Raw genomic sequence first — 22271 nt, 5'->3', positions numbered from 1 at the left:
TCGGCCCGTACCCCGCACCGGAATTCGGGCCGTACCCCTGAGGATCCCTACCCGTCCCGCACCGCCCGCAAGTGTCGCCACGGCGACGGGTACGTCCTCGGGCCGCCGCGCATTCCGGCGGCGCCGGTCACCGTCCGGCCGCGTAGGCCTGCATGCCCCTCGGGTCCGCGGCGGCCGACAGGAGCCCGGTGCGTGGATCGCGGGCCACCGCGCAGACGCGGCCCTCGCTCCACGGCCCGGCGACCCGCACCCGGTGCCGGCGTCGGCGCAGCTCGGCGATGGCGGCGTCGCCGATCCGCGCCTCGACGACGACCCGGGCCGGGTCCATGGCGTGGGGGTGGAAGGAGGACGGGAAGCTCTCCTGGTGCCAGTTCGGGGCGTCGACGGCGCCCTGGAGGTCGAGGCCGCCGCGCACGGCCGGGCGGAGGGCGACGGCCAGGAAGAAGTGCAGGGTCCACTGGTCCTGGGCGTCGCCGCCCGGTGTGCCGAAGGCCAGCACCGGCTCGCCGTCCCTCAGTGCCAGCGAGGGGGACAGCGTCGTGCGCGGACGGCGGCCCGGGGTGAGGGAGTTGGGCAGTCCCGGTTCGAGCCGCGCCATCTGGAGTCGCGTCCCGAGCGGGAAACCCAGGTCCGGGACGACGGGGCTGGACTGCAGCCAGCCGCCGCTGGGTGTGGCGGAGACCATGTTGCCCCAGCGGTCGACCACGTCGACGTGGCAGGTGTCGCCGTTGGTGGCCCCGTCGGCTGCGGTGGTCAAACCACCCTGGCCCCGCAGATCGCCGGGGCCGCCAGGGCCGCCGGGGCCGGTGACGGTCGGCTCGCCGGGACCGCCGGGGCCGGAGACGGTCGGCTCGCCGCCGCCGAGCGCCATCGCCCAGTCACCGGCCCCCGGGGCGGAGACGGCGCGTCGGCCGATTCGTGGCGGCCGACCGCCGGGCCGGCCGGGGCGAAGCTCGGCGGAGGCGAACTCGCCGATCAGCGAGCGGCGTTCGGCGTTGTAGACGGGATCGAGCAGGTCGGCCACGGTGACGCCGGCGCGTTCGGGGTTGTCGCCGTACCAGGCCTCCCGGTCGGCCATGGCCAGCTTGCCGCCCTCGATCAGCGTGTGGAGGTACTCCGCCCCGCCGTACTGCGGTCCTTTCGACCCGAAGTCGTCCGGCAGCAGGGCGAGTTGCTGGAGGAAGACCGGCCCCTGGCTCCACAGCCCGGGCTTGCAGACCGTCCAGCCGCCCCACTCGTGGCTGACCGGCTCCTCGTACGTCGCCTCGAAGGCCGCGAGATCGTCGCCCGTGAGCACCCCTGCGTGCGGCACGCCGGAGGTGTCCATCGCCGGGCGCGCGGCGAACTCGGCCAGCGCGGCCGCGATGAACCCCTCTCGCCAGACCCGCCGCGCCGCGTCGATCTGCTGCTCCCGCCCCGCCCCGGCGGCCTCCGCCTCCGCCAGCAGCCGCCTCCAGGTATCGGCGAGACGGACGTTGCGCAGCAGCGTGCCCGCGGCCGGCGGACGGCCGTCCGGCAGGTAGAGCGCGGCCGAGCTCGGCCAGTGCTGCTCGAACTGCCCTCGGACCGCCGTGACCGCCGCCCCGATGGCCGGCAGCGCCGGGTAGCCGTGTTCCGCGTGGCCGATGGCGTACCGGAGCACCTCGGACAGCCGCTTGGTGCCGTGGTCGCGGAGCAGCAGCAGCCAGGCGTCGAAGGCGCCGGGGACGGTGGCGGCCAGCGGCCCGGTACCGGGCACCTCGTCCAGGCCGAGCGCGGTGTAGTGCCCGATGGTGGCCGCGGCGGGCGCTCCGCCCTGGCCGCAGAGCACCTGCGGACGTCCCCCGGCCGGCGCGAGGATGATCGGCACCTCGCCGGCCGGGCCGTTCATGTGCGGTTCGACGACCTGGAGCGTGAACCCCGCGGCCACGGCGGCGTCGAAGGCGTTCCCGCCGTCCTCCAGCACCGCCGTCGCCGCCGCGGTGGCCAGCCAGTGGGACGAGGCCGCCATGCCGAAGGTGCCCTGCAGGGTCGGACGGGTGGTGAACATGCGAGTCCTCCTTGGCTTCGGCCCGGCTGTCAGGAATCCCTACCCGGCGGCCGCCCCCTCGACAAGGGCCACTACTTCCACACCTCCGCCACCAGGGCCTGACCAGCCCCGGAGACGCCGCCTGTGCGAAGCCGGGACCGCGGACTCGTCAGGGCCGTCACCGCGCGTACGAGTTCGGCCCGGCCCGGATCCGCCGGAGAACCTCCCGGCGCCCGGCACGGTCGGCGGGGAGTCGGAGGCAGCACTTGATCGAGCCGGCCTGCCAGTGGGCCCCTCGCTGGAGCGACTCGGCGAGCTGGAGGCCGTGCACGGCCGAGGAGTCGATCTCGGCGTTCAGACGGGCCAACCGGACGGGTGGCCCGGGGGCGCGCGCGGGTCGGTCAGGCGGAAGCGAACTCCACGTACTCGATGATCGCGCCGCCCGGGTGCCGGAGGGTCGCGTTGCGGCCGGTGGGTACGGCGTTGGGGCCGTCGAGCAGGGTGCCGCTGCCGAGGACCTCGTCGAGCGAGTCGACCAGCACGGTGGCGTGGGTGTCCCGGTACGGCGCGAGCGCCTCGGGTGTGCCGGCGATCAGCAGGAAGCCGCCGACGCTGGCCAGTTCCAGGTCGCGGTACTCGAACCGCAACCGGGGCGGCTCGCCGGCGAGGGCGACGAAGGTGGGCAGGGCGGTGTCCAGGTCGTCCACGTAGACGCGGGCGAGGGTGTCGAGTGCAGGCATGACGAACGCTCCGGAGGGCAGACGTGATGGGCCACTGAAGATCGTTTCGACTTTCCCGAAATATCGAAACGATCGGCATACTACTGCCATGACAGACGATCTGGAACTGGCCGCCGTGCTGCACGCGCTCGGTGACCCGGTGCGCCTCGCGCTGGTCCGCTGGATGGCGGCCCAGGGCGAGAGCGCCTGCAGCCCCGACTGGCTCACGGTGCCGCGGTCCACCCTCTCCAACCACTGGCGCATCCTCCGCGAGGCCGGCGTCACCACCACTCGCCAGGAGGGCAAGAACCGCATCATGGCGCTGCGCCGCCCGGAACTGGATGCCAGCTTCCCGGGGCTGCTGGCCTCGGTACTGAGGGAGCACTGAGCCACTGGCTCGGTGCTCGGGGCTTGCTGAGTCACCGGCAAAGCCGCGGAGCCACACCCGATGCCGACGTGATCGAGCAGTACCTTCGTGTCGAGCCGATCCTCGGCGAAGCGATGACCCCCGGGGGCGGGTTCGGCGCAGCGGACATTCGCCGAAAAGCCGTGGGCGACCGTGCAGGCTGCGATCATGGATGCGTCGTCCATGTCTTCGCACGTGATCCGGAGTGGTGCTGCCGTGAGTTCCGTCCCGCCGGACCCTTCGACTCTTCATCCGATGCCGGAGCAGCCGCGCGTGGTCCTCCTGAAGCCGTTGGTGACATCGCCTCTGATCGAGGTCGGTGAGTACTCCTACTACGACGACCCGGACGGGGCGACCGAGTTCGAGACGCGTAACGTGCTCTACCACTACGGTCCGGAGAAACTGATCATCGGGAAGTTCTGCGCGCTGGGGACCGGGGTGCGGTTCATCATGAACGGGGCCAACCACCGCATGGACGGCCCGTCGACCTTCCCGTTCCCCATCATGGGCGGCGGCTGGGCCGAACACTTCGACCTCATCACCGGCTTGCCCGGCCGCGGAGACACGGTGGTCGGCAACGACGTCTGGGTCGGCCATGGCGCCGTGGTGATGCCCGGAGTCCGCATCGGCCACGGCGCCATCGTCGCGTCCGCCGCTGTCGTCGTCGACGACGTCCCCGACTACGGCATCGTCGGCGGCAACCCCGCCAGGCTCATCCGCACCCGCTACAGCGCGCCCGACGTCACCCGCCTGCTCGCGCTGGCCTGGTGGGACTGGCCGACCGAGCACCTCACACAGCACCTGCGCACCGTCATGTCCGGCACCATCGAGGAACTCGAAGCCGCAGCGCCCGGCGGGTGACGGTCCAAGGCTCACGGCAACGGCGCTGATCCCCTGACGCGGCCGGGCCGGCGGTACCCCCCGCCGGCCCGGCCGCCGGAGATCCCGTCGGCCGCGGGTACGGGTCACCGGCCGGCGGTCGGCCCGTCAGCTTGCTCGTCACGCCCGGCCTGCTCGGTCTGCTCGGTGTCCCGGACGACGACGACCGGGCAGGAGGCGTGCTGGACGCAGTGCTGACTGACCGAGCCGAGCAGCGCCCCGACGAAGCCCCCGTGGCCGCGGTTGCCGAGGACCAGGAGTTCGGCGCCCTCGGCGACCTCCAGCAGGACCTGGGCTGGGTTGCCGTACTCCACCCGTTCGCGCACCTCGACCGGGTACTGCGGGCCCGTCTCCTCCGCGACGGCCTCGGCGAGCGTCTTTCCGGCGTACCCCGCGACGACGCCGTCGTCCACGTCGGCCACGGGCACGCCCCAGTGGTAGACGGCCGGGTACTCCCAGGTGATCACCGCCTCGACCGCGGCTCCGACCAGGGCGGCCTGACGTGCCGCCCACCGCAGGGCGGCGCGGGAGGAAGCCGATCCGTCGACGCCCACCACGATCCGCCGCTGTTCCACCGTCTCGTTCATGTCGTTCCCTTCCTGTTCCCCCGGGTTGTGGATCGCGGACCGGGCCTCGGTCAGCGCAGGTCGAAGACCAGGCGGGCGGAGACCCTGCCGCTGAGGACCTCGTCGAAGCAGGTGTTGACGTCCTCCAGCCGGCGGGTTTCGCGGATGACCCGGGTGCGGCCGAGGGCGTGCAGGCGGAAGACCTCGGCGAGGTCCTCGCGGGTGCCGACGATCGAGCCGATCACCCTGGTGCCGTTCAGCACGGTCTCGAAGACGGGGAGTTCGAGCTTGCCGCCGGCCGGGAGGGCGACCAGGACGAGGGTACCGCCGCGGCGCAGGGCGCCGTAGGCGGCCTGGAAGGAGGCGTTGCTGACGGCGAGGGCGATCGCGGCGTGGGCGCCGCCGAGGGCCTGGACCTCGGCGGCGACGTCCTGGGTGCGGGCGTCCAGGACGTGGTCGGCGCCGAGCTCGCGGGCCAGGGCGAGCTTGTCGTCGGTGACGTCGACGGCGATGGTCTCGGCGCCGCAGAGTCGGGCGTACTGGAGGGCGAGGTGGCCGAGGCCGCCGATGCCGGAGACCAGGACGCGGGTGCCGGGGCGGGCGCCGGAGACCTTGAGGGCCTTGTAGGTGGTGACGCCGGCGCAGGAGAGCGGGGCGGCGTCCAGCGGGTCGATGCCGTCGGGCACGGGGACGACGTAGTCGCCGTGGGCGAGCGCGTACTCGGCGTAGGCGCCGTCGACGGAGTAGCCGCTGTTGTGCTGTTGGAGGCAGAGGGTCTCCCAGCCGGAGACGCACTGGTCGCAGCGCCCGCAGGCGTCGGCGAGCCAGGGGATGGCGACCCGCTCGCCCACCCGGACATGGCGGACCTGCGCGCCGACGGCCTCGACGATGCCGACGCCCTCGTGCCCGGGAACGAACGGCGGGCCGGGCTTCACCGGCCAGTCGCCGTGGGCGGCGTGGATGTCGGTGTGGCACAGGCCCGAGGCCTCGATCCGCACCCGGACCTGGTGCGCGGCCGGCTCCGGCACCGGACGCTCCTCGACGACCAACGGTGCGGTGAAATCACGGACGACGGCGGCCTTCATGCGCTGCTCCCTCGGACGGTGGCGAACGCGGTTCCGATGTCCACCGGTACCGCGCTGCCCTCATCCCAGCGTCTCGGCCCGGTGTCCGCTGGGGCCGGGAGGTACCTGTCTTCCAGGCCGAAGGTCCCCGGTCGCTGTGGTCGGCCGACGCGCTGTCCGGTCACCACGTCCGCGCCGATCCGCGCACGGGGGCACCAGGGGACCGATCGCCGTGGCCGAGCCGGTCCGCGACAAGCGCGACGGCGGCGACGACGGCGGCCCGGTGCTGATGCCGGTGCCCACCCCGTGCAGCGTGTCACCGGCGAAACGCGCACTGTCGGTGGTGACACCAAGGGCTTCACGACCGGGACGGGGCCGCCCGAGGAGTAGCCGACCAGCACGACCGGCTGATGGCCCACGCTGCGCTCGATGGCCGTGGCGTGCGCCTCGATCAGCGCCTCGACGTCCCCGGGCAGGTCCTCCCCCGGGGCGAAGCCCGGCTCGGGCAGCGCCCAGATGCCGCGCCGGCCGCCGAACGCGGCGGCGAACCGGGCGTACTGGTGGACTCCCGACGGCGCCATGTACGGGCCCAGGCAGACCAGCGCCGGGCCGTCCTGGCCCTGCGGGAACTGCACCGGCTCGGGCAGGTGGTCGGCGGCGGACCCCGCGTCGAAGACCGGCCGCAACCGGGCGGCGGCGGTGACCAGTTCGATCCCCTCCGTCAGCCGGCCGAGTTCACCGGCCCGGCGGTAGAGCGACACGATGAGGTCCTGCGACTCCGCCGGCTCCGGCGAGCCCGTGCCGGCGCCCGCTCCCGCGGCCGGGGCCCCGGGGCCGCCGCGCTCCGCCAGCAGGGACTGCAGCCGCCGTCCGACCTCGACCGGGGTGCGGTGGTCGAAGAGGAGAAGAGCACGAAGGCGTCCAGCGGGCGTTCGCCCAGCAATTCGTCCAGGTGCGCGGCGCCCAGTGCCTTCGCGCCCAGCAGGGCGGCGACGTCCGTCTCGGTGGTGTCCGCGAGCATCGCGGGCGCGCCGCCCACTCCGGCGGCGTGCACCACGGCGCTCAGCGGCGCCAGGTCGTCCAGCGTGGCCACCAGTTCGGCGACCGCCGCCCGGTCGGCCAGGTCGCACGCGGTGATCGTCACCTTGGCGCCCAGCGCCTCCAGTTCGCCGCGCAGCTGCTCGGCGCCCTCGGCGGCGGCGCCGGCGCGACTGGCCAGCACCAGGTGTTCGGCACCGTCGGCCGCGAGCGCGCGGGCCACCCGGCCGCCGATGAAGCCGGTGCCGCCGGTGACCAGCACGGTGCCGCGCACCTGCCAGGGCCGCGGCGCGGCGCCGGCCGGGCGCGGGGCCCGCACCATCCGCCGGGCGTAGGTGCCCCCGGCCCGCACCGCGACCTGGTCCTCGGCCGTGGCGCCGCAGAGCACCACGGCCAGGCGGCGGGCGATCCGGCCGTCCGCGGCCGACACGCCGTCGGGCAGGTCGACCAGGCCGCTCCAGCGGGCGGGCAGTTCCAGGGCGGCGACCCGCCCCAGGGCCCAGACCTGCGCCTGCGCGGTGCCGCGCAGCGGGTCCTGGGCGCCGGTGGAGACCGCCGCCCGGGTGGCGCACCACAGCGGGGCGGCGATTCCGGCGTCGCCGAGCGCCTGCACCAGGGTCAGGGTCCGGCCGAGGCCCAGCGGCAGGCCCGGGTGCTCGGGGTGGGGCCGCTCGTCGAGCGCGAGCAGCGACAGCACGCCGCCGGGGCCGACCTCGCCGAGGCCGGCGAGGGCCTCGGCCAGCCGCCCGGCCAGCGCCTGCCGGTCCTCGCCGTCGGACACGGTCAGCCGGACGACGTCGGCTCCGTGCGTCGCCAGGGCGTCCAGCGCCAGTTCGACGGCGGGGTCGGCGGACGGCTCCTGCGGCAGGACCACCAGCCAGGTGCCGGCCAGGACGGGCGCCGCGGGGTCCGGGACGGACTGCCAGGTGATCCGGTAGCGCCAGCCGTCCGCCACGGACTCCTCACGGCGGCGCCGGTGCCAGGAGGAGAGCGCGGGCAGGGCCGAGCGCAGCGTGGCGTCCTGCGCCAGGCACAGGTCCCCGGTCAGCGCCGTCAGGTCCTCGCGTTCGACGGCCGCCCGGAACTCGGCGTCCACTTCCGAAGCCGCCACCGGCCCGGCGGGCCGCTCGGCCGTCTCCAGCCAGTACCGCCGGCGCTGGAACGGGTAGGTCGGCAGGTCGACCTCCCGGGCGTCCCGACCGGCGAAGACCGCCGGCTGGAGAGCATGTTCCGTGCTCTCGGGCCGCGCACTCGGTCCCGTCATCAGCTGCCTGGAAGCCGAACACGCTCTACCTGCACGGCTCCACCGGCTCACGGTCGTTGCACACCGGCGGCGAGGTCTGCGTGCCGGTCACGCACCTGGACGGGATCGTGCTGGCCCGCTCCGTGTTCCACCACTCGGTCAACTACCGGTGCGCCATGGTCTACGGCACCCCCTACCCGGTCACCGACCCGCAGGAGCGCCTGGCCGGCCTGCGGGCCATCACCGAGCAGCTGGCCCCCGGCCAGTGGGACTCCGCCCGGCTCCCCACCGCCAAGGAACTCGCGGCCACCACCGTGCTCGCCCTGCCGCTCGCGGAAGCCTCCGTGAAGATCCGCACCGGGCCGCCCGGGGACGACGAGGAGGACTACGCCCTTCCCGTCTGGGCCGGCGTTCAGCCCCTGTCCGTGGTCTGGGGAGCCCCCGAGCCCGACCCCCGGATGCAGCCGCCGAGGGCCGTCCCCGACCACGTCGCTCTCCGGGGACGTTCCCGGGAGTCCGCCACCACCGCCCACCAGGAACGGAACTCATCGTCATGACTGTGTCCGCCGCCATCTTCGGCTTCGACGGCACTCTGGTCGACTCCCACGAGGCGCACTTCCTCGCCCGCCGCCAGACCCTCGGCGAGCTCGGCCTGACCCTGGACCAGGCGTGGTACGACGCCCACGCCGGCGCCTCGTTCGACGAGGCCGTCGCCATGCTCGCCGCCGAACAGCAGGTCGTCGTGACCACCCCGTTCCAGGAGATCGACAACCGCTGCAGCGCGGCCTACCTCGAACACCTCGACCGGGTGAAGCCGATCCACTGGGTCAAGCAGCTCGTCGAGTCCTTCAGCGGGCACCTGCCCCTCGCCCTGGCCTCCGGGGCGTCCGCGGACACCGTCCTGCCCACGATGAAGGCGACCGGCCTCGACGGGATCTTCTCCGCGGTCATCACCCGCGAGGACGTGTCGCGCGGAAAGCCCTCCCCCGAGCTGTTCCTGACCGCTGCCCGGCGGCTCGCCGTACCCGCAACCGAATGCCTCGTCTTCGACTACAGCGCCGAAGGCATCGAAGCCGCTCACCGGGCCCAAATGCCGGTCGTCAACGTCCGCGGACGCTGACCCGCCCAACCCGTGGTGGATGACCGGCGCCGACCGGCGATTCGCTCCGGCACGACAGCTGAGCCCGCCCGGCACTCCCCGAAGCACGGAGCCTCCCGACCCGGCGTCCTGCGGGTCAGGAGGCTCTGCGCATGCGCCCGGGCCGAGGACCGACCGCTCGGATCCCCGCCGCCGGTGCCGCGGTGCGGGATGTCGGGGTGGTCACAGCGGGGCGTCCGGGGTGCCGGTGCCGGCGGGGTCGGTGGGCAGGGACGAGATGTCGATCGCGAGGTAGCCCGACCGGGTGCCCGCGATGAGCAGCCCGTGGCCCACCGCCAGTGCCTCGACTCCGTCCGCCAGGGACAGCGTCTGCCCGGTCCGGGTGTTCGGGTCCCAGATCCGCACCGTCTTGTCGATGCTGCAGCTGGCCACCCGCGCCGTGCCGTCTGGCGCGTCGAACGCCACCACCGCGCTCACCCAGTGGTCGTGGCAGGTGAGGGGTGCGCCTTCCAGGGCGCCGGTGGCCGGGTTCCAGACCCGCACCGTCCCGTCACCGCCGCCGACGGCCAGGCGCGCAGTGCCGTCGGCCGCGGCGAACACCGCCGCTTTCCGCGCCCCGCTGGTGCTCCCGGTGAGGGGGCCGCCCTCCTGGGTGCAGGTGACCGGGTTCCAGACCCGCACGTTCCCGTCGCCGTCACCGACGGCCAGGCGCGGCGTGCCGTCGGCCGGGGTGACCACCATCAGCGAATCCACCCCCCTGCCGTTCCCGGTGAGGGGCACGCCTTCCTGGGCGCGGGTGGCGGGGTTCCAGATCCGCACCGTCCCGTCACCGTCGCCGGCGGCCAGGCGCGGGGTGCCGTCGGGCGCGGTGAACACCGCCACCGCACGCAGCCAGCTGGTGTGGCCGGTGAGGGGCGCGCCTTCCTGCCTGCCGGTCGTCAGGTTCCAGATCCGCACCGTCTTGTCGTGGCTGCCGGTGGCCAGGCGCGGGGTGCCGTCGGGCGCGGTGAACACCGCCACCGCCATCACTCCGTAGATGCCGTCGTCGACGGGTTCGCCGTTCTGGGGGCGGACGGCCGGGTCCCAGATCCGCACCGAGTGGTCCTCGCCGCCGGTGGCCAGGCGCGGAGTGCCGTCGGCCGCGGTGAACTGGACCACCGCGCTCACCCAGTGGTCGTCGCTGGTGGCGGGTACGGCTTCCAGGGTGCCGGTGGCCGGGTTCCAGACCCGCACGGCCCCGTCGTAGCTGCCGGTGGCCACGCGCGGCGTGCCGTCGGCCGCGGTGAGCACCACCATCGCCGCCACTCCGAAGCTGTGGCCGGTGATGGTGTCGCCCTCCTGGGCTCCGGTGGCCGGGTTCCAGATCCGCACCGTCCCGTCGCCGCCGCTCGTGGCCACGCGCGCGGTGCCGTCGGGCGCGGTAAACGCCACCACGGCGAGCACGACGCCGCTGTGGCCGGTGAGGGTCCGGCCCTCCTGGGCGCCGGTGGCCGGGTTCCAGATCCGCACCGTCTTGTCGTCGCTGCCCGTGGCCACGCGCGCGGTGCCGTCGGGCGCGGTGAACACCGCCACCGCGTTCACCTCGTCGGTGTGGCCGGTGAGGGTCCGGCCCTCCTGGGCGCGGGTGGCCGGGTCCCAGATCCGCACCGTCCGGTCCGCGCCGCCCGAGGCCAGCCGCGGAGTGCCGTCGGGCGCGGTGAACACCGCCACCGCGGCGACTGCGCTGCCATGGCCGGTGAGGGGTACTCCGTCCTGGGTTCCGATGGTCGGGTCCCAGATCCGCACCGCCCCGTCGTCGCCGCCCGTGGCCAGCCGCACGGTGCCGTCAGGCGCGGTGAACGCGGCCACCGCACGCACCTTGTCGGTGTGGCCGGTGAGGGAGGGGCCGTCCTGGGCGCGGGTCGCCGGGTCCCAGATCCGCACCGTCCGGTCCGCGCCGGCCGAGGCCAGCCGCGGAGTGCCGTCGGGCGCGGTGAACACCGCCACCGCGGTCACCTTGTCGGTGTGGCCGGTGAGTTGCAGGTGGAGTTGACGTTGCCGGACTTCGCCGACGGTCAGTTCCGGAGGCCATCCGCGCGGGTTGCGGAGAGGTGCTTCGGGCGGGGGCGGGGCGCCTTGGATGTAGCTGGTGCCGAGCCGGCGCCACCAACGCCGCCAGCCGGCCGTACTGCCCGCCGACTGCTCGGTGGCGGCGGTGTCGCGGGCGCGGTGCTGGAGCAGGACGGTTCCGGCGATGGCCGGGGGCAGTTCGTGGGAGGGCAGGCCGTGGTCGAAGGCCGCGGCGGTGATGCTCGTGAGGTCGAGGGCGTCCAGGACCTCGGTGTGGTCGGCGAGGGCGTGGAGGGCCCCGGCGGCGTGGCCCAGGCGGGCGTGGGCGGCGAGGTGGTGGTGGATGTAAGGGCTGACGACCGCGGCCGGCGGGGCGGTGGCGTCCTCCTGTGCGCCCAGGCTCTGCCGGCCGTGCCGGGCGAGGGCGGCGGTGAGGAGGGCGTGGCCACGAGCCGTGTCCGGGGCGGCGGTGAAGTGTTCGGTGAAGGTGCGGTGGGCGAGGCGGTAGACGCTCTGCTCGTGTTCGTGGTCGACGGTGAGGTAGGGAGCGGCGTCCCGTAGCAGTTCGGGGATGCCGGCGCCGGTGTCGGTGCGGCCGTCGAGGGCGTCGGCGGCGAGGGCTTCTGCGGCAAGGGCGGCGGCGGCGAGGGCTTCTGCGGCAAGGGCGTCGGCGGCGAGGGCCCAGATGCCGTCCTGGGCGGGCAGGCCGCGGCCCTGGGCGAGGCCGAGGGCGCGCAGGAGCGGGGCGTAGTCCGGGTTGGTGCGGTGGAGTCGCTGGAGGGCGCGGGTGAACAGGTGGCGGTGGGTGCGGCCGATCAGGGGGGTGGGGTCGGCGAGCAGGCCCGGGTCGTTGAGGAGTTCGTGGGCGGCAAGGCGGACGTAGAGGAACTGCTGTGGTTCGGCGCCGTGTTGCCGGTGGTCGGTGACGAGCCGGTGGACGACGTCCTCGATGGTCGTGTCGTCGGCGTCGAGGGCGCCGCGCTGTCTGGCGGCGGCGAGCTTGGCGCGCAGGTATCCGGCGAGGGCCTTCGGGTCCTGCTTCACCTCGACGCGTTCGACGTCGGCCCACGGTTCGACGTCAGCCCACGGTCCGGCCTCGCGACGGGTCGGCCGGGGGCGGAGCGCGTCGAGGATGTCGGTGTCGGTGGGGGCGGGCTGGTCGGGGCCTTCGTGGGTGGAGCGGCGGGTGCCGATGACGACCCGGACGGCGGGCAGGGCGGCGAGGGGGCGCAGGAGGAGGTCGGCGATGAGCAGCGGCTGCTCGGCTTCGTCGAGGGCGTCGAACAGCAGCGTCAGCCGGGTCGGCCGGGCGCGCAGCCGGGCGACGAGTCGGGCGGCGAGGACGGCGGGTGGCTGGCCGTCGTCGGCCTGCCGGGCGAGGTCGGGCAGGCCGGCGGCTTCGGCGAGGAGCCGGACGGTGCGGGCGAGGCTGAGGCCGGAGAGGTGGGCGACGAGGTCGAACGGGTCGTCCGGGCACGGCACTTCGGCGGGCAGCGCGGTCAGGTGGCCGTGGCGGACGAGGACGTCGCGCAGCCGGGCACGGGTGTGCAGCAGGACGTGGCCGAGGAGGGCCGACTTGCCGGAGCCGGCGGGACCGGTGACGACGAGGGCGCCACGGGTGGCGGTGGCCAACCAGCGCAGGATGTGGTCGCGTTCCTCGGTGCGTCCGTGGAAGTACCAGGCGAGTTCGCCGAGTTCGGCGCCGGACGCCTTGGGGAGGAAGTGGCGTTGCTCGTCGGTGGGCAACCGGTCGATGACGGCCTGGAGTTCGGCGAGCTGGTCCAGCGGCGCGGACACGGAGGTGGCGGCATCGGGGGTGAGCCGCACCAGCCGGTCGCCGGGCACGGCCCGGTCGCCGCGGTAGCCGCCGCGGAGTTCGCGGTTGAGTTCGACACCCAGTTCGGCGAGGCCGATGTCGGGCTTCCCGCGGAAGGTGACGGTCAGGACGCGGCGGAGGGCGCCGGTGAAGGCGCCGAGTTCGGTGTAGCCCTCGGCCGCGGTGGACAGCAGCAGGTAGCGGCCGGCGTCGCGGTACTTCCTGTCGAGGAGGATCCGGTGCACCTCCTGGGCGAAGTCCCGGGAGAAGCAGGCGTCGATGACGACGATCGCCCAACTGTCCTCGTTCTCGGGGTGGATCTGGCGGCTGCCGATGGCGCGGGCGACCTCCTCCGGGGAGATCCCGTCGTCGATGGGGGCCGGGGTGCGGTGATGGGCGAGGTGTTCGGCGCTGCCGTGGCCGACCCAGTAGAGCACCGTGTTGCCGCCGCGGGAGGCGGCGGGCCGCTTCCACTCGCCGAGCCGGTCCTCGACGGCCTGCCGGTCCCGTTCGTCCTCGGGGGTGGTCCAGCTGTTGACGCGCGGACCGTAGGGGGCGAGCAGGTCGGCGATCGCCCGGACGTGGGCCTCGGTGTCCAGGGCGGGGTGCTGCCGGTAGGCGGTGAAGTTCACCGGGAACAGCTCGATCCCGCCGCCCTCGGGGGGCGGTTCGGTCGGGTTCCGGTCGGTGCCGACGGGTGTGGCCAAGGCGGGGTTTCCGATTCAGGCGTCGGGCGGGGTCGGGCGTCGGGCGGGGTTTGCGGCTCAGGCGTCGGGTGGGCTGACGAGGACGAGCTGGGTGATCGGTACGTGGTCCTCGACGTCCAGGGTCACGCGGTACAGGTCGGGCGCGTCGGCGGTGAAGCGGGCGGCGAGGGCGCCGTCCGTGCGGTCGGGGTCGCGGCGGAGGGTGAGGGGGTGGCCCATGCGGCCGGTGGTGGCGCTGCGGACGGTGAGGCTCCCCCTGGCCGGGGTGTCGAGGCCGGTCGCGTGGAGGGTGAGCGGCTGCCCGAACCTCCCGCCGAGCTGCGGGGTCTCCAGGCCCGGCCCGGCGCTGGTGCCGGAGAGGCGAGGCCCCTGGGGGCGTTCCAGCGCGATGTTGCGGAGCTGGCGCAGGACGTCGTCGTGGCGCATCAGGGTGCCGTGCTGGCCGAAGACGTAGGTGCGAGCCTCGGTGCCGCCGGCCTGGGCGGACGGCGTGTGGACGGTGCCGTCGCCGCGGGAGTCTCGGCGGGCGGGGATGCCGGTGGCCGGGTCGCGGACGAGTTCGCCGTCCTCGCCGGCGTCGAAGGAGTGGTGCCGTCCGACGGCGACCGCCTGCCCGGCGCGCTGCTGTTCGTCGAGGGTCTGCACGGTGGCCTGCGCCTCGCCGACGATCGCGCGGTGCCCGGGCATCGCGAACGGATGCTCCCAGCGGCGGGTGTGCTCGTCGAGCGAGCGGGCGGCCAGGTGTTCGTCGCCGCCGAGCCGGGCGACATCGGAGGGGGTGAGGCGGTCGACGTCCAGTCCGCGGTCCAGGCAGCGGTAGCCGGGCAGCAGGTCGTGGACGCCCGGCAGGGTCGCCGCCATCGCCTGCACCTGTCGCAGCAGCCTGGCCGGTTTCGCCCCGGCGTGCAGGAGGTTGAGGGTGAGGACGGACTTCACGGATCCGAGGAACGGGGTCCCGACGGTGACCACCGCCCGGGTGTCGGCCGCGAGTTCGGGGTCCTGCTCCATCGCGGCCCGCACCACCAGCCCGCCCATCGAGTGCGCGGCGAACAGCAGCCGCGGCTGCCGCCCACCGGCGGCCCGCCACTCGGGCCGGGCGGCGACCCGCTCCCGCCAACCGGTCAGGTGCGCGCGGGCCGCGCGGGCGAGCACCGCCCCGTTGTAGGCGACGGTGAGGCGCCAGTCGTACGGGAACGGCGCCACCGCCTCCGGCGCCAGCGTGACCTGCCGCAGGCTCTTGACGGCCTCGCCGTAGGGGTCCAGGCCCTCCAGGACGGGCAGCCACCACGGCTTCGCCAGCAGCCCGGTCGCCCGAACGCGGGTCAGCGGCGCCCGCCGGAAGGTGTCCGCGTCGGCGGCCCGCTCCGACTCGTCCGCCCGCAGCGCACCGAACAGCCCCTCACCGGCCGACGCACCCGTCAGCATCCCGAGGTCCACACCCCACAGCGGGCGGCCCGTCGCGGCGTCCTCCAGGACGCTGCCCATGATGCCCGGCACCACGACGCACGCGTCCGGCGTCCGGTCCTCGAACACCGGCGGCACGCCCGAGTAGGGCACCGCACCGCCGAACCCGCCGTCCCCCAAGCTCCCCATGCCACCCGACGATAGGGGAGCAGACCCGCCACGCGTGCGGCTTCGTCAAGAACGGCCGCGAGCCGTGGACGACCGCTGCCGGGCGTGCGGAGCCGGTGTCGTGGCTCGTCCCGGTGTCGCAAGCTCCCACAACTGCACCGTGGTTCCGTCCTTCGACACCGGGTACCAGGCGCCGCCTCCGGCCGCGCATGCAAGCCCCCGGACGGGGACCGGGCAGGAGAGCCGGCCCGGGGAGGCGGGGCCTGTCGTCCGGACCTGTGGCTGGGGTGATCGTCGTCAGTCCGGTTCGTGCGGGTTGACGGCGACGAGTTCGACCTCGAAGCCGTCGGTGTTCTCCAGGTAGGCGGCGTAGCTCTGTTCGCCGCCGGCGTGCGGGTGGCGGTCGGGGAACATCAGGTTCCAGCCGTGCCGCGGCGCCTCGGCGGCCAGTGCCTCCACGGTGTGGTGGTCTTCGACGTGGAACGCCAGATGGTTCAGCCCGGGCCGGCACCGGTCGTGCCGGCCGGCGGTGAGGGCGGGAGACTGCTCGAAGACCAGGTACGTCGCTCCGAGCTTCCAACTGCGGCCGTTGCTCCAGCTCTGGAAGAGCGTGTAGCCCAGGGCCTCCAACAGCCAGCCGAAGGAGACGACGGCCCGCTCCAGGTCCGGCACCCAGATCTCGACGTGGTGCAGTGCCCCGTTGGTCGGCCTGTTCATGCCGCCACCGCCGGGGCCGCCACGGCCGGGCGGCCCGCACCGGCGAACGTCGACCCGATCGGACCGGTCGAGCGCGGGTGGGCCCGGCACTCGGCCGGGAAGTCATGGAACGTCAGCAACTCGTCCTCGTCGTGGGTGTTCTCGCAACGGCTTCGGGGAACATCGCCCATACTGCCCGACGAACGCCTTGACGGCCCCGGCCGCGTGCTCGCGGAGCACCGACGACTCCCCGACCCAGACCTCGACCACGCTCGCCACCTCGCTCACAACCTCGCTCACCACGTCCGCCGAGACACCGCCCCGAGCTTGGCAAGCCACCGCGGACCGGCCGGAGCACCGGCGTGCCCTCGGGCACGCAGGTCCCGCAACCGACCCAACGGCCGCCGAGACTGGCCTCCTCCGGTTTCTTCCTCCGATCGCCGGCCCGGTTCTCCCCCACGGCTGTCGTCACAGGCTCAGCAGCAGGTCCCGGACCGCCGCGGGCTGGGACAGGAACGGGTGGTGGCCGGCATCGAGCTCGACGACGCGGCCGGCGCGGCGGGCGAACTCGCGTTGCAGCCGCGGCGGGGTGCCCCGGTCCTGAGCGCAGACGAGGTAGGTGGAGGGCAGTTGCCGCCATGCGGCCGCGCCGACCGGCTGCCCGGTCGCCTGGAGACTCTGCCGGGCGAGGTGGTCGGCCGCCTGCTCCTGGACCTCCGGGTCGCAGTCCTGCAGGAAGGTGCCCGCGAGCGACTCCGGGCGGACCCCGAACGTGCCGCTGTCGGGGTCGACGTCGAGGTAGGGGGCGGGGTGGCCGTCGCCGAACTGCGACAGGCTCTGCCCGACCTCGGGCAGGTAGCTGGAGACCAGCAGCAGGTGGCGCACCGACCCGACTCCTGCGGCGGCTTCGGCGGTGACGATACCGCCGTAGCTGTGGGCGACCACGACGGTCGGCTCGTCGCTCGCCCTCAGCATCTCCCGCACCGCGGCGACGTCCTCCGGGAGACCCGGCCCGCCGAGGCCGCCGGGCACGCCCGTCTCACCGCAGCTGGGCAGCGCCGGGGCCGCGCTGGGCACTCCCCGTTCCCGCAGCAGCCCGGCGGTGCGGTGCCACCACCACGACCCGTCCCGAACGCACGCCCCGTGCACGAACACAACTCTCATCGCCACCTCCACGTCGGCCTCGACAGATCACGTTCACCATCCGGGCCGGCGGACGCCGCACGACGCGCCGGTGGCGACCGGACCTGCTCGCCGCGGCACTTCGGCTTCCTCATCGAGTGCGCTCGGGGCTCCGTTCAGCGGCCCCGGGAACGCGCAAGTTGCGATCACCCACACGGGGTAACAGGCTGAAAGCGGAAGCAGGACGGGTGTCGATCCCCGCCGTGCTCGCCGCACACGGTGCGGGCAGGGGGCACGCGGGGCGGGCCGGGGATGCGACCACGAACGGATCGTCCCGGATCGGCCCCGCCGTTCGGCACCGAGCCCGGCTCGGCCACTCGGTTACCCGGTTGCTCGACCACTCGGCCACTCGGCCACTCGGTTACCCGGCCACTCGGCCACTCGGCCACTTGCGCCGCGCCGACGTCCCCGTACCGGGGCCGGTGCCGCATTGGACGCGGATGAGGTTTTCCCATGCCCACACCCACACCCTTCACCCTGCGCGGCCTTCGTCGAGGTCGTCTGCCGCACTCCTTCCGGGCGGGCGCGCCGGCCGCGGCGCTCCCCGGGGTCCTCACGGAGTACGCCCTGTCCACCCCGGGCAGCTCCTCCTACCCCTGGGACCTGGCGGTCGGGCCGGACGGCAATCTGTGGTTCACCGAGTACGACCGGGGGTTGGTCGGGCGGATCACCCCGGGTGGGGCCGTCACCGAGTACCCCCTGCCCACTCCGGACGGCGGGCCGACCGGGATCACGGCCGGCCCGGACGGGAACCTGTGGTTCACCGAGTACGACGGCGGCATGATCGGACGGATCACCCCGGCCGGTGCCGTCACCGAGTACCGCGTCCCCGGCCCGAACAGCTTCCCGTGGGGCATCACGGCCGGGCCGGACGGCAACGTGTGGTTCACCGAGTACAACAACGGTGTGATCGGGCAGATCACCCCGGACGGGTCCATCACCGAACACCCGCTGACCGACGCGGGCAGCGGCCCGACGGGGATCACGGCCGGGCCGGACGGGAGCCTGTGGTTCGTCGAGTCCACCGGCAACCGGATCGGACGGATCACCACCGGCGGGAACATCACGGAACACCCCGTCCCCACCTCGGACAGCTCCCCGTGGGACATCACGGCAGGGCCGGACGGCAACCTGTGGTTCGTCGAGGGCGCCGGGAACCAGATCGGACGGATCACCCTGGGCGGGGACATCGCCGAGCACCCCGTGCTCACCGCGGGCGGCCAGCCCTCGGGGATCGTGGCGGGACCGGACGGGAACCTGTGGTTCACCGAGTACCTCAGCGGCAAGATCGGGCAGATCACCCCGGACGGGTCCGTCACCGAATTCCATCTGCCCCCCGCGGACAGCGGGCCGACCGGGATCGTCGTGGGGCCGGACGGCAACCTGTGGTTCAGCGAATACGACAACGGTGTGATCGGGCAGATCACCCCGGGCGGGTCCATCACCGAATACCCCTTGCCCGTACAGAACAGCCATCCGCTCGGGATCGCGGCCGGGCCGGACGGCAACCTGTGGTTCACCGAGTCCACCGGCAGCCGCATCGGACGGATCACCCCGACGGGATCCGTCACCGAGTACCCGCTGCCCACCCCGGTCAGCCTCCCGTTCGGCATCACGGCCGGGCCCGACGGCAACCTGTGGTTCACCGAGTACTTCGGCGGTGCGGTCGGGCGGATCACCCCGGCCGGGGACATCGCCGAATTCCGCGTGCCCCATTCGGATGCCTTCCCGTTCGGCATCACGGCCGGGCCCGACGGCAATCTCTGGTTCACCGAGTACTGGGACGGCACGATCGGGCGCATCACCCCGGCCGGGGACATCGCCGAATTCACCCTGCCCACCGAGGGCGGTCGCCCGCTGGGGATCGTGGCGGGACCGGGCGGAAACCTCTGGTTCACCGACTACTGGAGTGGCACGATCGGGCAGATCACCCCGACGGGATCCGTCACCGAATTCTCCCTGCCGACCCCCGACAGCGGGCCGACCGGCATCGCGGCCGCCCCGGACGGAAGCCTGTGGTTCACCGAGTCCAGGGCCGACCGGATCGGGCGGATCACATCGAAGGGATCCGTCACCGAACACCCACTGCCCAACCCGGGCAGTTCCCCGTACGCCATCGCGTTCGGCTCCGACGGGAACATGTGGTTCACCGAGTCCACGGGCAACCGGATCGGGCGCATCACCCCGACGGGATCCGTCACCGAGTACCCGCTGCCCACCGCGGACGGCCACCCGTACGCCATCGCGTCCGGACCGGACGGGAACCTGTGGTTCGCCGAGTACTTCAGCGGCATGATCGGACAGATCACCTCGGGAGCCGGTCCCGCGCCGGATCCGCTGGAGCAGGAGCTCTTCGACCTCGTCAACCGGGCACGGACCCACCCGGAGTTGTACCCCCTTCTCGAACCGGACCCGCAGGGAGAGGCGAAGACGAGCGCCTGCCCCAGCCCCTTCCAGTTCTCCCAGCAGCTCAGGAACACCGCGTACGACCACAGCAGTTACCTGTCCACCGTTCCCAGCGCCCAGGTCCAGCTGGACACGAACATGCATCGGGGGCCCGACGGGAAACTGGTGTGGGACGACGGCGAACCCATGGACCTCGCGGGCTACCACACCTACCGCGGGGAGAACGTCTACTTCCAGCAGGGGCAGCCCGAGCCCGCCCCCAGTCCCGCCCAGGCCGTGGAGTACTGGATGCAGCGGGACTCGACATGGCACTGGGCGCACCGCAACCTCATCCTCAACTGCGCGGCCCTGGAAGCCGGCGTGGGCTACTACCACCAGGCCCGGCCGACGGGCAGCACCGAGTTCCAGCACTACTGGACGCTGGACGTGGGGACCCGCTGAAACGCGCTGAAACGCGCTGACTCGACGCGGCGTCGCCGGGTACGCCACCCAGGTGGCCGTCGGCGTCCCGCTCGCGGCACCGGCCGCCCGACGCCGTGGGGCGTCGGGCGGCCGGGACGGTTCGCATGGTTCAGAAGGTTCAGACGGTTCAGACGGTTCAGAAGGTGAGGTTCCAGGCGTCGATCGTGCCGGTGTCGCCGGCGGCGCCGTCCTTCACCCGGAGCTTCCAGGTGCCGTTCGCCGCGCTCGCGGCGGCGTTGACGGTGTAGGCCTTGGCGACGTTGTCGGTGCTGTCGCTGTCGACGAAGTCCTCCAGGAGGTAGACCGTGCCGTTCGGGGCGACGAGGGAGAGGACGAGGTCACCTCGATAGGTGTGCTTGATGTCCACGCCGACCTTGAGCGTCGCGGGCGCGTTGCCGGTGACGCCGGTGACGGTGATCGGGCTCTCCACCGTGGTGTTGTCGGGGATCGCCACGTCGGCGGTGTTCTCGAAGTACGTGCCGGTGGGCGGGGTGGCGCCGCCGACGGCCTTCAGCGCGTCGACCTGGCCCTCGCCGAAGAAGCTGTTGTTGGCGGTGGTGCCGGTGCAGCGGCTGTCGGAGGCGGGGCAGGCCAGGTCGTTGGCCTGGCTCGCGAGGCGGGCACGGATGTCGGCCGGGGTGAGCGTCGGGTCGGCGCTGGCGATCAGCGCGGCGACGCCGGTGACGTGCGGGGAGGCCATCGAAGTGCCGCTCTTGGTGCCGTACTTGCCGCCGGGCAGGGTCGAGTAGACGCCGGTGGCGCCGTCGCCGCCGGGCGCAGCGACGTCGATGACGCCCCGGCCGAAGTTGGAGTAGGAGGCCTTGCCGCTGCCGCTGCCCGTGGCAGCGACGGTCACCACGCCGGGGAGTTCGGTGGGGATGTCGAGGCAGGCGTTGCTGATGGTCCGGGTGGTCGGGGTGGAGTCGTTCGGGCTCGCGGTGTCGGTGGTCTTGTTGGCCAGGTCGTAGTTGGAGTTGCCGGCCGCCGCGACCTGCAGCGAGCCCTTGCCCTCGGCGTACTCCTGGGCGCGCTTGACGCCCTCGATGAGGGCCGCCTGGTCGAGGTCGTTCGGGCAGTTGAACTGCCACGGGTCGGTGTAGTAGCTGTTGTTGGTGACCTTGAAGCCGTGGTCACCTGCCCAGACGAAGCCGCAGACGGTGTTCTCGGCGAAGAAGAGGGTGCTGGTCGGCTCGGCGATCCGGACCGAGGCGATCTTCACGCCCGGCGCGACGCCGATGACGCCCTTGCCGTTCTTCGCGGCCGCGATGGTGCCGGCGACGTGGGTGCCGTGGGTGTCCACGTCGCGCCAGGCGCCGCTGCGGGTGTCGGGCTTGCCGTAGGCGCAGGAGACCGAGTCGGCGGCGTCGAAGTTCGGCGCGAGGTCCTGGTGCTGGTCGTCCACGCCGGTGTCGAGCACGCCGACCTTGACGGACGGCGAGCCGGTGGTGACGTTCCAGGCCTGGTCGGCCTTGATCTGGGTCATGTCCCAGCGGTTGGACTCGGTGAGCGTGGTGACCGCCTGGGCGGGGTTGGCGGGCAGGGCCGGGCTGTAGGCATCGGCCGGCACGTCGGAGGTGCGGGTCGCGCCAACCTGCTGGATGCCGGTGACCGTCCGCAGCGCGGCGGCGAAGCCGGTGCTGGTGGAGTGGGCGACGATGACGCCGATCTGGTCGTAACTCGCGAAGACGGTACCGCCCTTGGCCGCGACGGCGGCCTTGGCGGCGGCGACGTCGGCCGGGGCGCTGATCACCAGGTAGGCGCGGGTGCCGACGGCCCAACCGACCGCGGTGCCCGCGACGGCGGGGGTCTGGGCGCCGGGGGCCTGGGCGCCGGACGCTTGGGCTCCGGACGCTTGGGCGCCGGGTGCGGAGACCGCGCCGGGGACGGTGGGGGTGGTGGTCGCGGTGGCGGCGGTCGCGAACGCGGTGGGGGTGGCGAGCGCCATGGCCGAGAGTACGGCGAGGGCCGCGGCCGGGCGGCCGAGCCGCCGGGATATCAGGGGTGACACGTGTCCTCCGATTCGGCCCGTGCGTGAGGGGGATCGCGCGGGATTTGAAGGAAACATGCCAGATTGAACAGGAGTTGGGGAAGGCTTTACGCCTGACGACTTTTCACGGAAGCGTTACGTTTTGATGTCATGGCATCCCGGCGCCCCGAGCGGGGCGCTTGCGGCAGCCGGCGGGGATGCTGCGAGCCGGCCACCGGTTCGCCGGCGGTCGGCGAATGCCGGCAGTAGAGCATGATGTGCCCGGACGGCTGCGTCCCGGCCGGTCGGGAACGGGGCGAGGGCCCGTGTCGCGCGGTTGCGCGGCACGGGCCCTCGTGGGTCACTCCGGTGGTCCCTGTCCGGCCCCCGGGG

The 22271-nt window shown here is 73.6% G+C and carries 17 protein-coding genes; 5 read left to right on the top strand and 12 right to left on the bottom strand.

What is annotated here, in order from left to right:
• Positions 1 to 127: 127 nt before the first annotated feature.
• The 3 genes from ACWDBB_RS22835 to ACWDBB_RS22825 all read right to left on the bottom strand — a co-directional run bounded on the left by ACWDBB_RS22835 (position 128) and on the right by ACWDBB_RS22825 (position 2748).
• Positions 128 to 2029 carry a gamma-glutamyltransferase family protein gene (locus tag ACWDBB_RS22835; RefSeq protein ID WP_449791360.1) on the bottom strand — a complete coding sequence of 634 codons (1902 nt, stop codon included), beginning with the start codon at positions 2027 to 2029 and terminating at the stop codon, positions 128 to 130.
• Positions 2030 to 2186: 157 nt separating this feature from the next.
• Positions 2187 to 2375, bottom strand: coding sequence for a hypothetical protein (locus tag ACWDBB_RS22830; RefSeq protein ID WP_449791359.1), 189 nt, complete (start codon positions 2373 to 2375; stop codon positions 2187 to 2189).
• 34 nt (positions 2376 to 2409) lie between these two features.
• Positions 2410 to 2748 (bottom strand): VOC family protein, encoded by a 339-nt coding sequence (locus ACWDBB_RS22825; protein ID WP_449791358.1) that lies wholly within the window; start codon positions 2746 to 2748, stop codon positions 2410 to 2412.
• 88 nt (positions 2749 to 2836) lie between these two features.
• Here ACWDBB_RS22825 and ACWDBB_RS22820 point away from each other — a divergent pair, with 88 nt between their 5' ends.
• Together ACWDBB_RS22820 and ACWDBB_RS22815 are read left to right on the top strand one after the other, a co-directional pair.
• Positions 2837 to 3115, top strand: a complete 279-nt coding sequence (locus tag ACWDBB_RS22820; protein WP_449791357.1) for an ArsR/SmtB family transcription factor — start codon at positions 2837 to 2839, stop codon at positions 3113 to 3115.
• A 201-nt stretch (positions 3116 to 3316) separates the two neighbouring features.
• A complete protein-coding gene (locus ACWDBB_RS22815) occupies positions 3317 to 3994 on the top strand; it encodes a CatB-related O-acetyltransferase (RefSeq protein WP_449791419.1) in 678 nt (225 codons plus the stop codon).
• Positions 3995 to 4098: 104 nt separating this feature from the next.
• Here ACWDBB_RS22815 and ACWDBB_RS22810 read toward each other — a convergent pair whose 3' ends face one another.
• From ACWDBB_RS22810 to ACWDBB_RS22795, 4 genes are read right to left on the bottom strand one after another with little or no spacing between them, the layout of a single operon-like run.
• Positions 4099 to 4599, bottom strand: a complete 501-nt coding sequence (locus tag ACWDBB_RS22810) for a universal stress protein (protein WP_449791356.1) — start codon at positions 4597 to 4599, stop codon at positions 4099 to 4101.
• Between the two features lie 50 nt (positions 4600 to 4649).
• Positions 4650 to 5663, bottom strand: coding sequence for an alcohol dehydrogenase AdhP (gene adhP, locus ACWDBB_RS22805; RefSeq protein ID WP_449791355.1), 1014 nt, complete (start codon positions 5661 to 5663; stop codon positions 4650 to 4652).
• Positions 5660 to 6403 (bottom strand): thioesterase domain-containing protein, encoded by a 744-nt coding sequence (locus ACWDBB_RS22800; RefSeq protein ID WP_449791354.1) that lies wholly within the window; start codon positions 6401 to 6403, stop codon positions 5660 to 5662. The genes adhP and ACWDBB_RS22800 overlap by 4 nt, the downstream gene beginning before the upstream one ends.
• Positions 6364 to 7944: an SDR family NAD(P)-dependent oxidoreductase gene (locus ACWDBB_RS22795; RefSeq protein WP_449791353.1), complete on the bottom strand. Its 1581-nt coding sequence runs from the start codon at positions 7942 to 7944 to the stop codon at positions 6364 to 6366. Before ACWDBB_RS22795 ends, ACWDBB_RS22800 begins: the two co-directional genes overlap by 40 nt.
• A 29-nt stretch (positions 7945 to 7973) precedes the next feature.
• Here ACWDBB_RS22795 and ACWDBB_RS22790 point away from each other — a divergent pair, with 29 nt between their 5' ends.
• Together ACWDBB_RS22790 and ACWDBB_RS22785 are read left to right on the top strand one after the other, a co-directional pair.
• Complete coding sequence (locus tag ACWDBB_RS22790; protein ID WP_449791418.1) at positions 7974 to 8480, top strand: pyridoxamine 5'-phosphate oxidase family protein; 507 nt, start codon at positions 7974 to 7976, stop codon at positions 8478 to 8480.
• Positions 8477 to 9043, top strand: coding sequence for an HAD family hydrolase (locus ACWDBB_RS22785; RefSeq protein WP_449791352.1), 567 nt, complete (start codon positions 8477 to 8479; stop codon positions 9041 to 9043). The genes ACWDBB_RS22790 and ACWDBB_RS22785 overlap by 4 nt, the downstream gene beginning before the upstream one ends.
• Before the next feature lie 201 nt (positions 9044 to 9244).
• Here the strand turns inward: ACWDBB_RS22785 and ACWDBB_RS22780 are convergent, their stop codons facing one another.
• The 4 genes from ACWDBB_RS22780 to ACWDBB_RS22765 all read right to left on the bottom strand — a co-directional run bounded on the left by ACWDBB_RS22780 (position 9245) and on the right by ACWDBB_RS22765 (position 17026).
• Positions 9245 to 13594, bottom strand: coding sequence for a hypothetical protein (locus ACWDBB_RS22780; protein WP_449791351.1), 4350 nt, complete (start codon positions 13592 to 13594; stop codon positions 9245 to 9247).
• 57 nt (positions 13595 to 13651) lie between these two features.
• Positions 13652 to 15187 carry a lipase/acyltransferase domain-containing protein gene (locus tag ACWDBB_RS22775; protein ID WP_449791350.1) on the bottom strand — a complete coding sequence of 512 codons (1536 nt, stop codon included), beginning with the start codon at positions 15185 to 15187 and terminating at the stop codon, positions 13652 to 13654.
• Between the two features lie 276 nt (positions 15188 to 15463).
• A complete protein-coding gene (locus tag ACWDBB_RS22770; protein WP_449791349.1) occupies positions 15464 to 15883 on the bottom strand; it encodes a VOC family protein in 420 nt (139 codons plus the stop codon).
• Positions 15884 to 16330: 447 nt separating this feature from the next.
• Positions 16331 to 17026 carry an alpha/beta hydrolase gene (locus tag ACWDBB_RS22765; protein WP_449791348.1) on the bottom strand — a complete coding sequence of 232 codons (696 nt, stop codon included), beginning with the start codon at positions 17024 to 17026 and terminating at the stop codon, positions 16331 to 16333.
• Positions 17027 to 17497: 471 nt separating this feature from the next.
• On the opposite strand from ACWDBB_RS22765, the gene ACWDBB_RS22760 reads away from it, so the two are divergent.
• A complete protein-coding gene (locus ACWDBB_RS22760; protein WP_449791347.1) occupies positions 17498 to 19891 on the top strand; it encodes a virginiamycin B lyase family protein in 2394 nt (797 codons plus the stop codon).
• A 157-nt stretch (positions 19892 to 20048) separates the two neighbouring features.
• Here ACWDBB_RS22760 and ACWDBB_RS22755 read toward each other — a convergent pair whose 3' ends face one another.
• Positions 20049 to 21857, bottom strand: a complete 1809-nt coding sequence (locus ACWDBB_RS22755) for a S8 family peptidase (protein ID WP_449791417.1) — start codon at positions 21855 to 21857, stop codon at positions 20049 to 20051.
• Positions 21858 to 22271 lie beyond the last annotated feature (414 nt).

It is taken from the genome of Kitasatospora sp. NPDC001095 (assembly GCF_053598615.1).
This window is presented reverse-complemented; position numbering and strand designations above follow the sequence as displayed.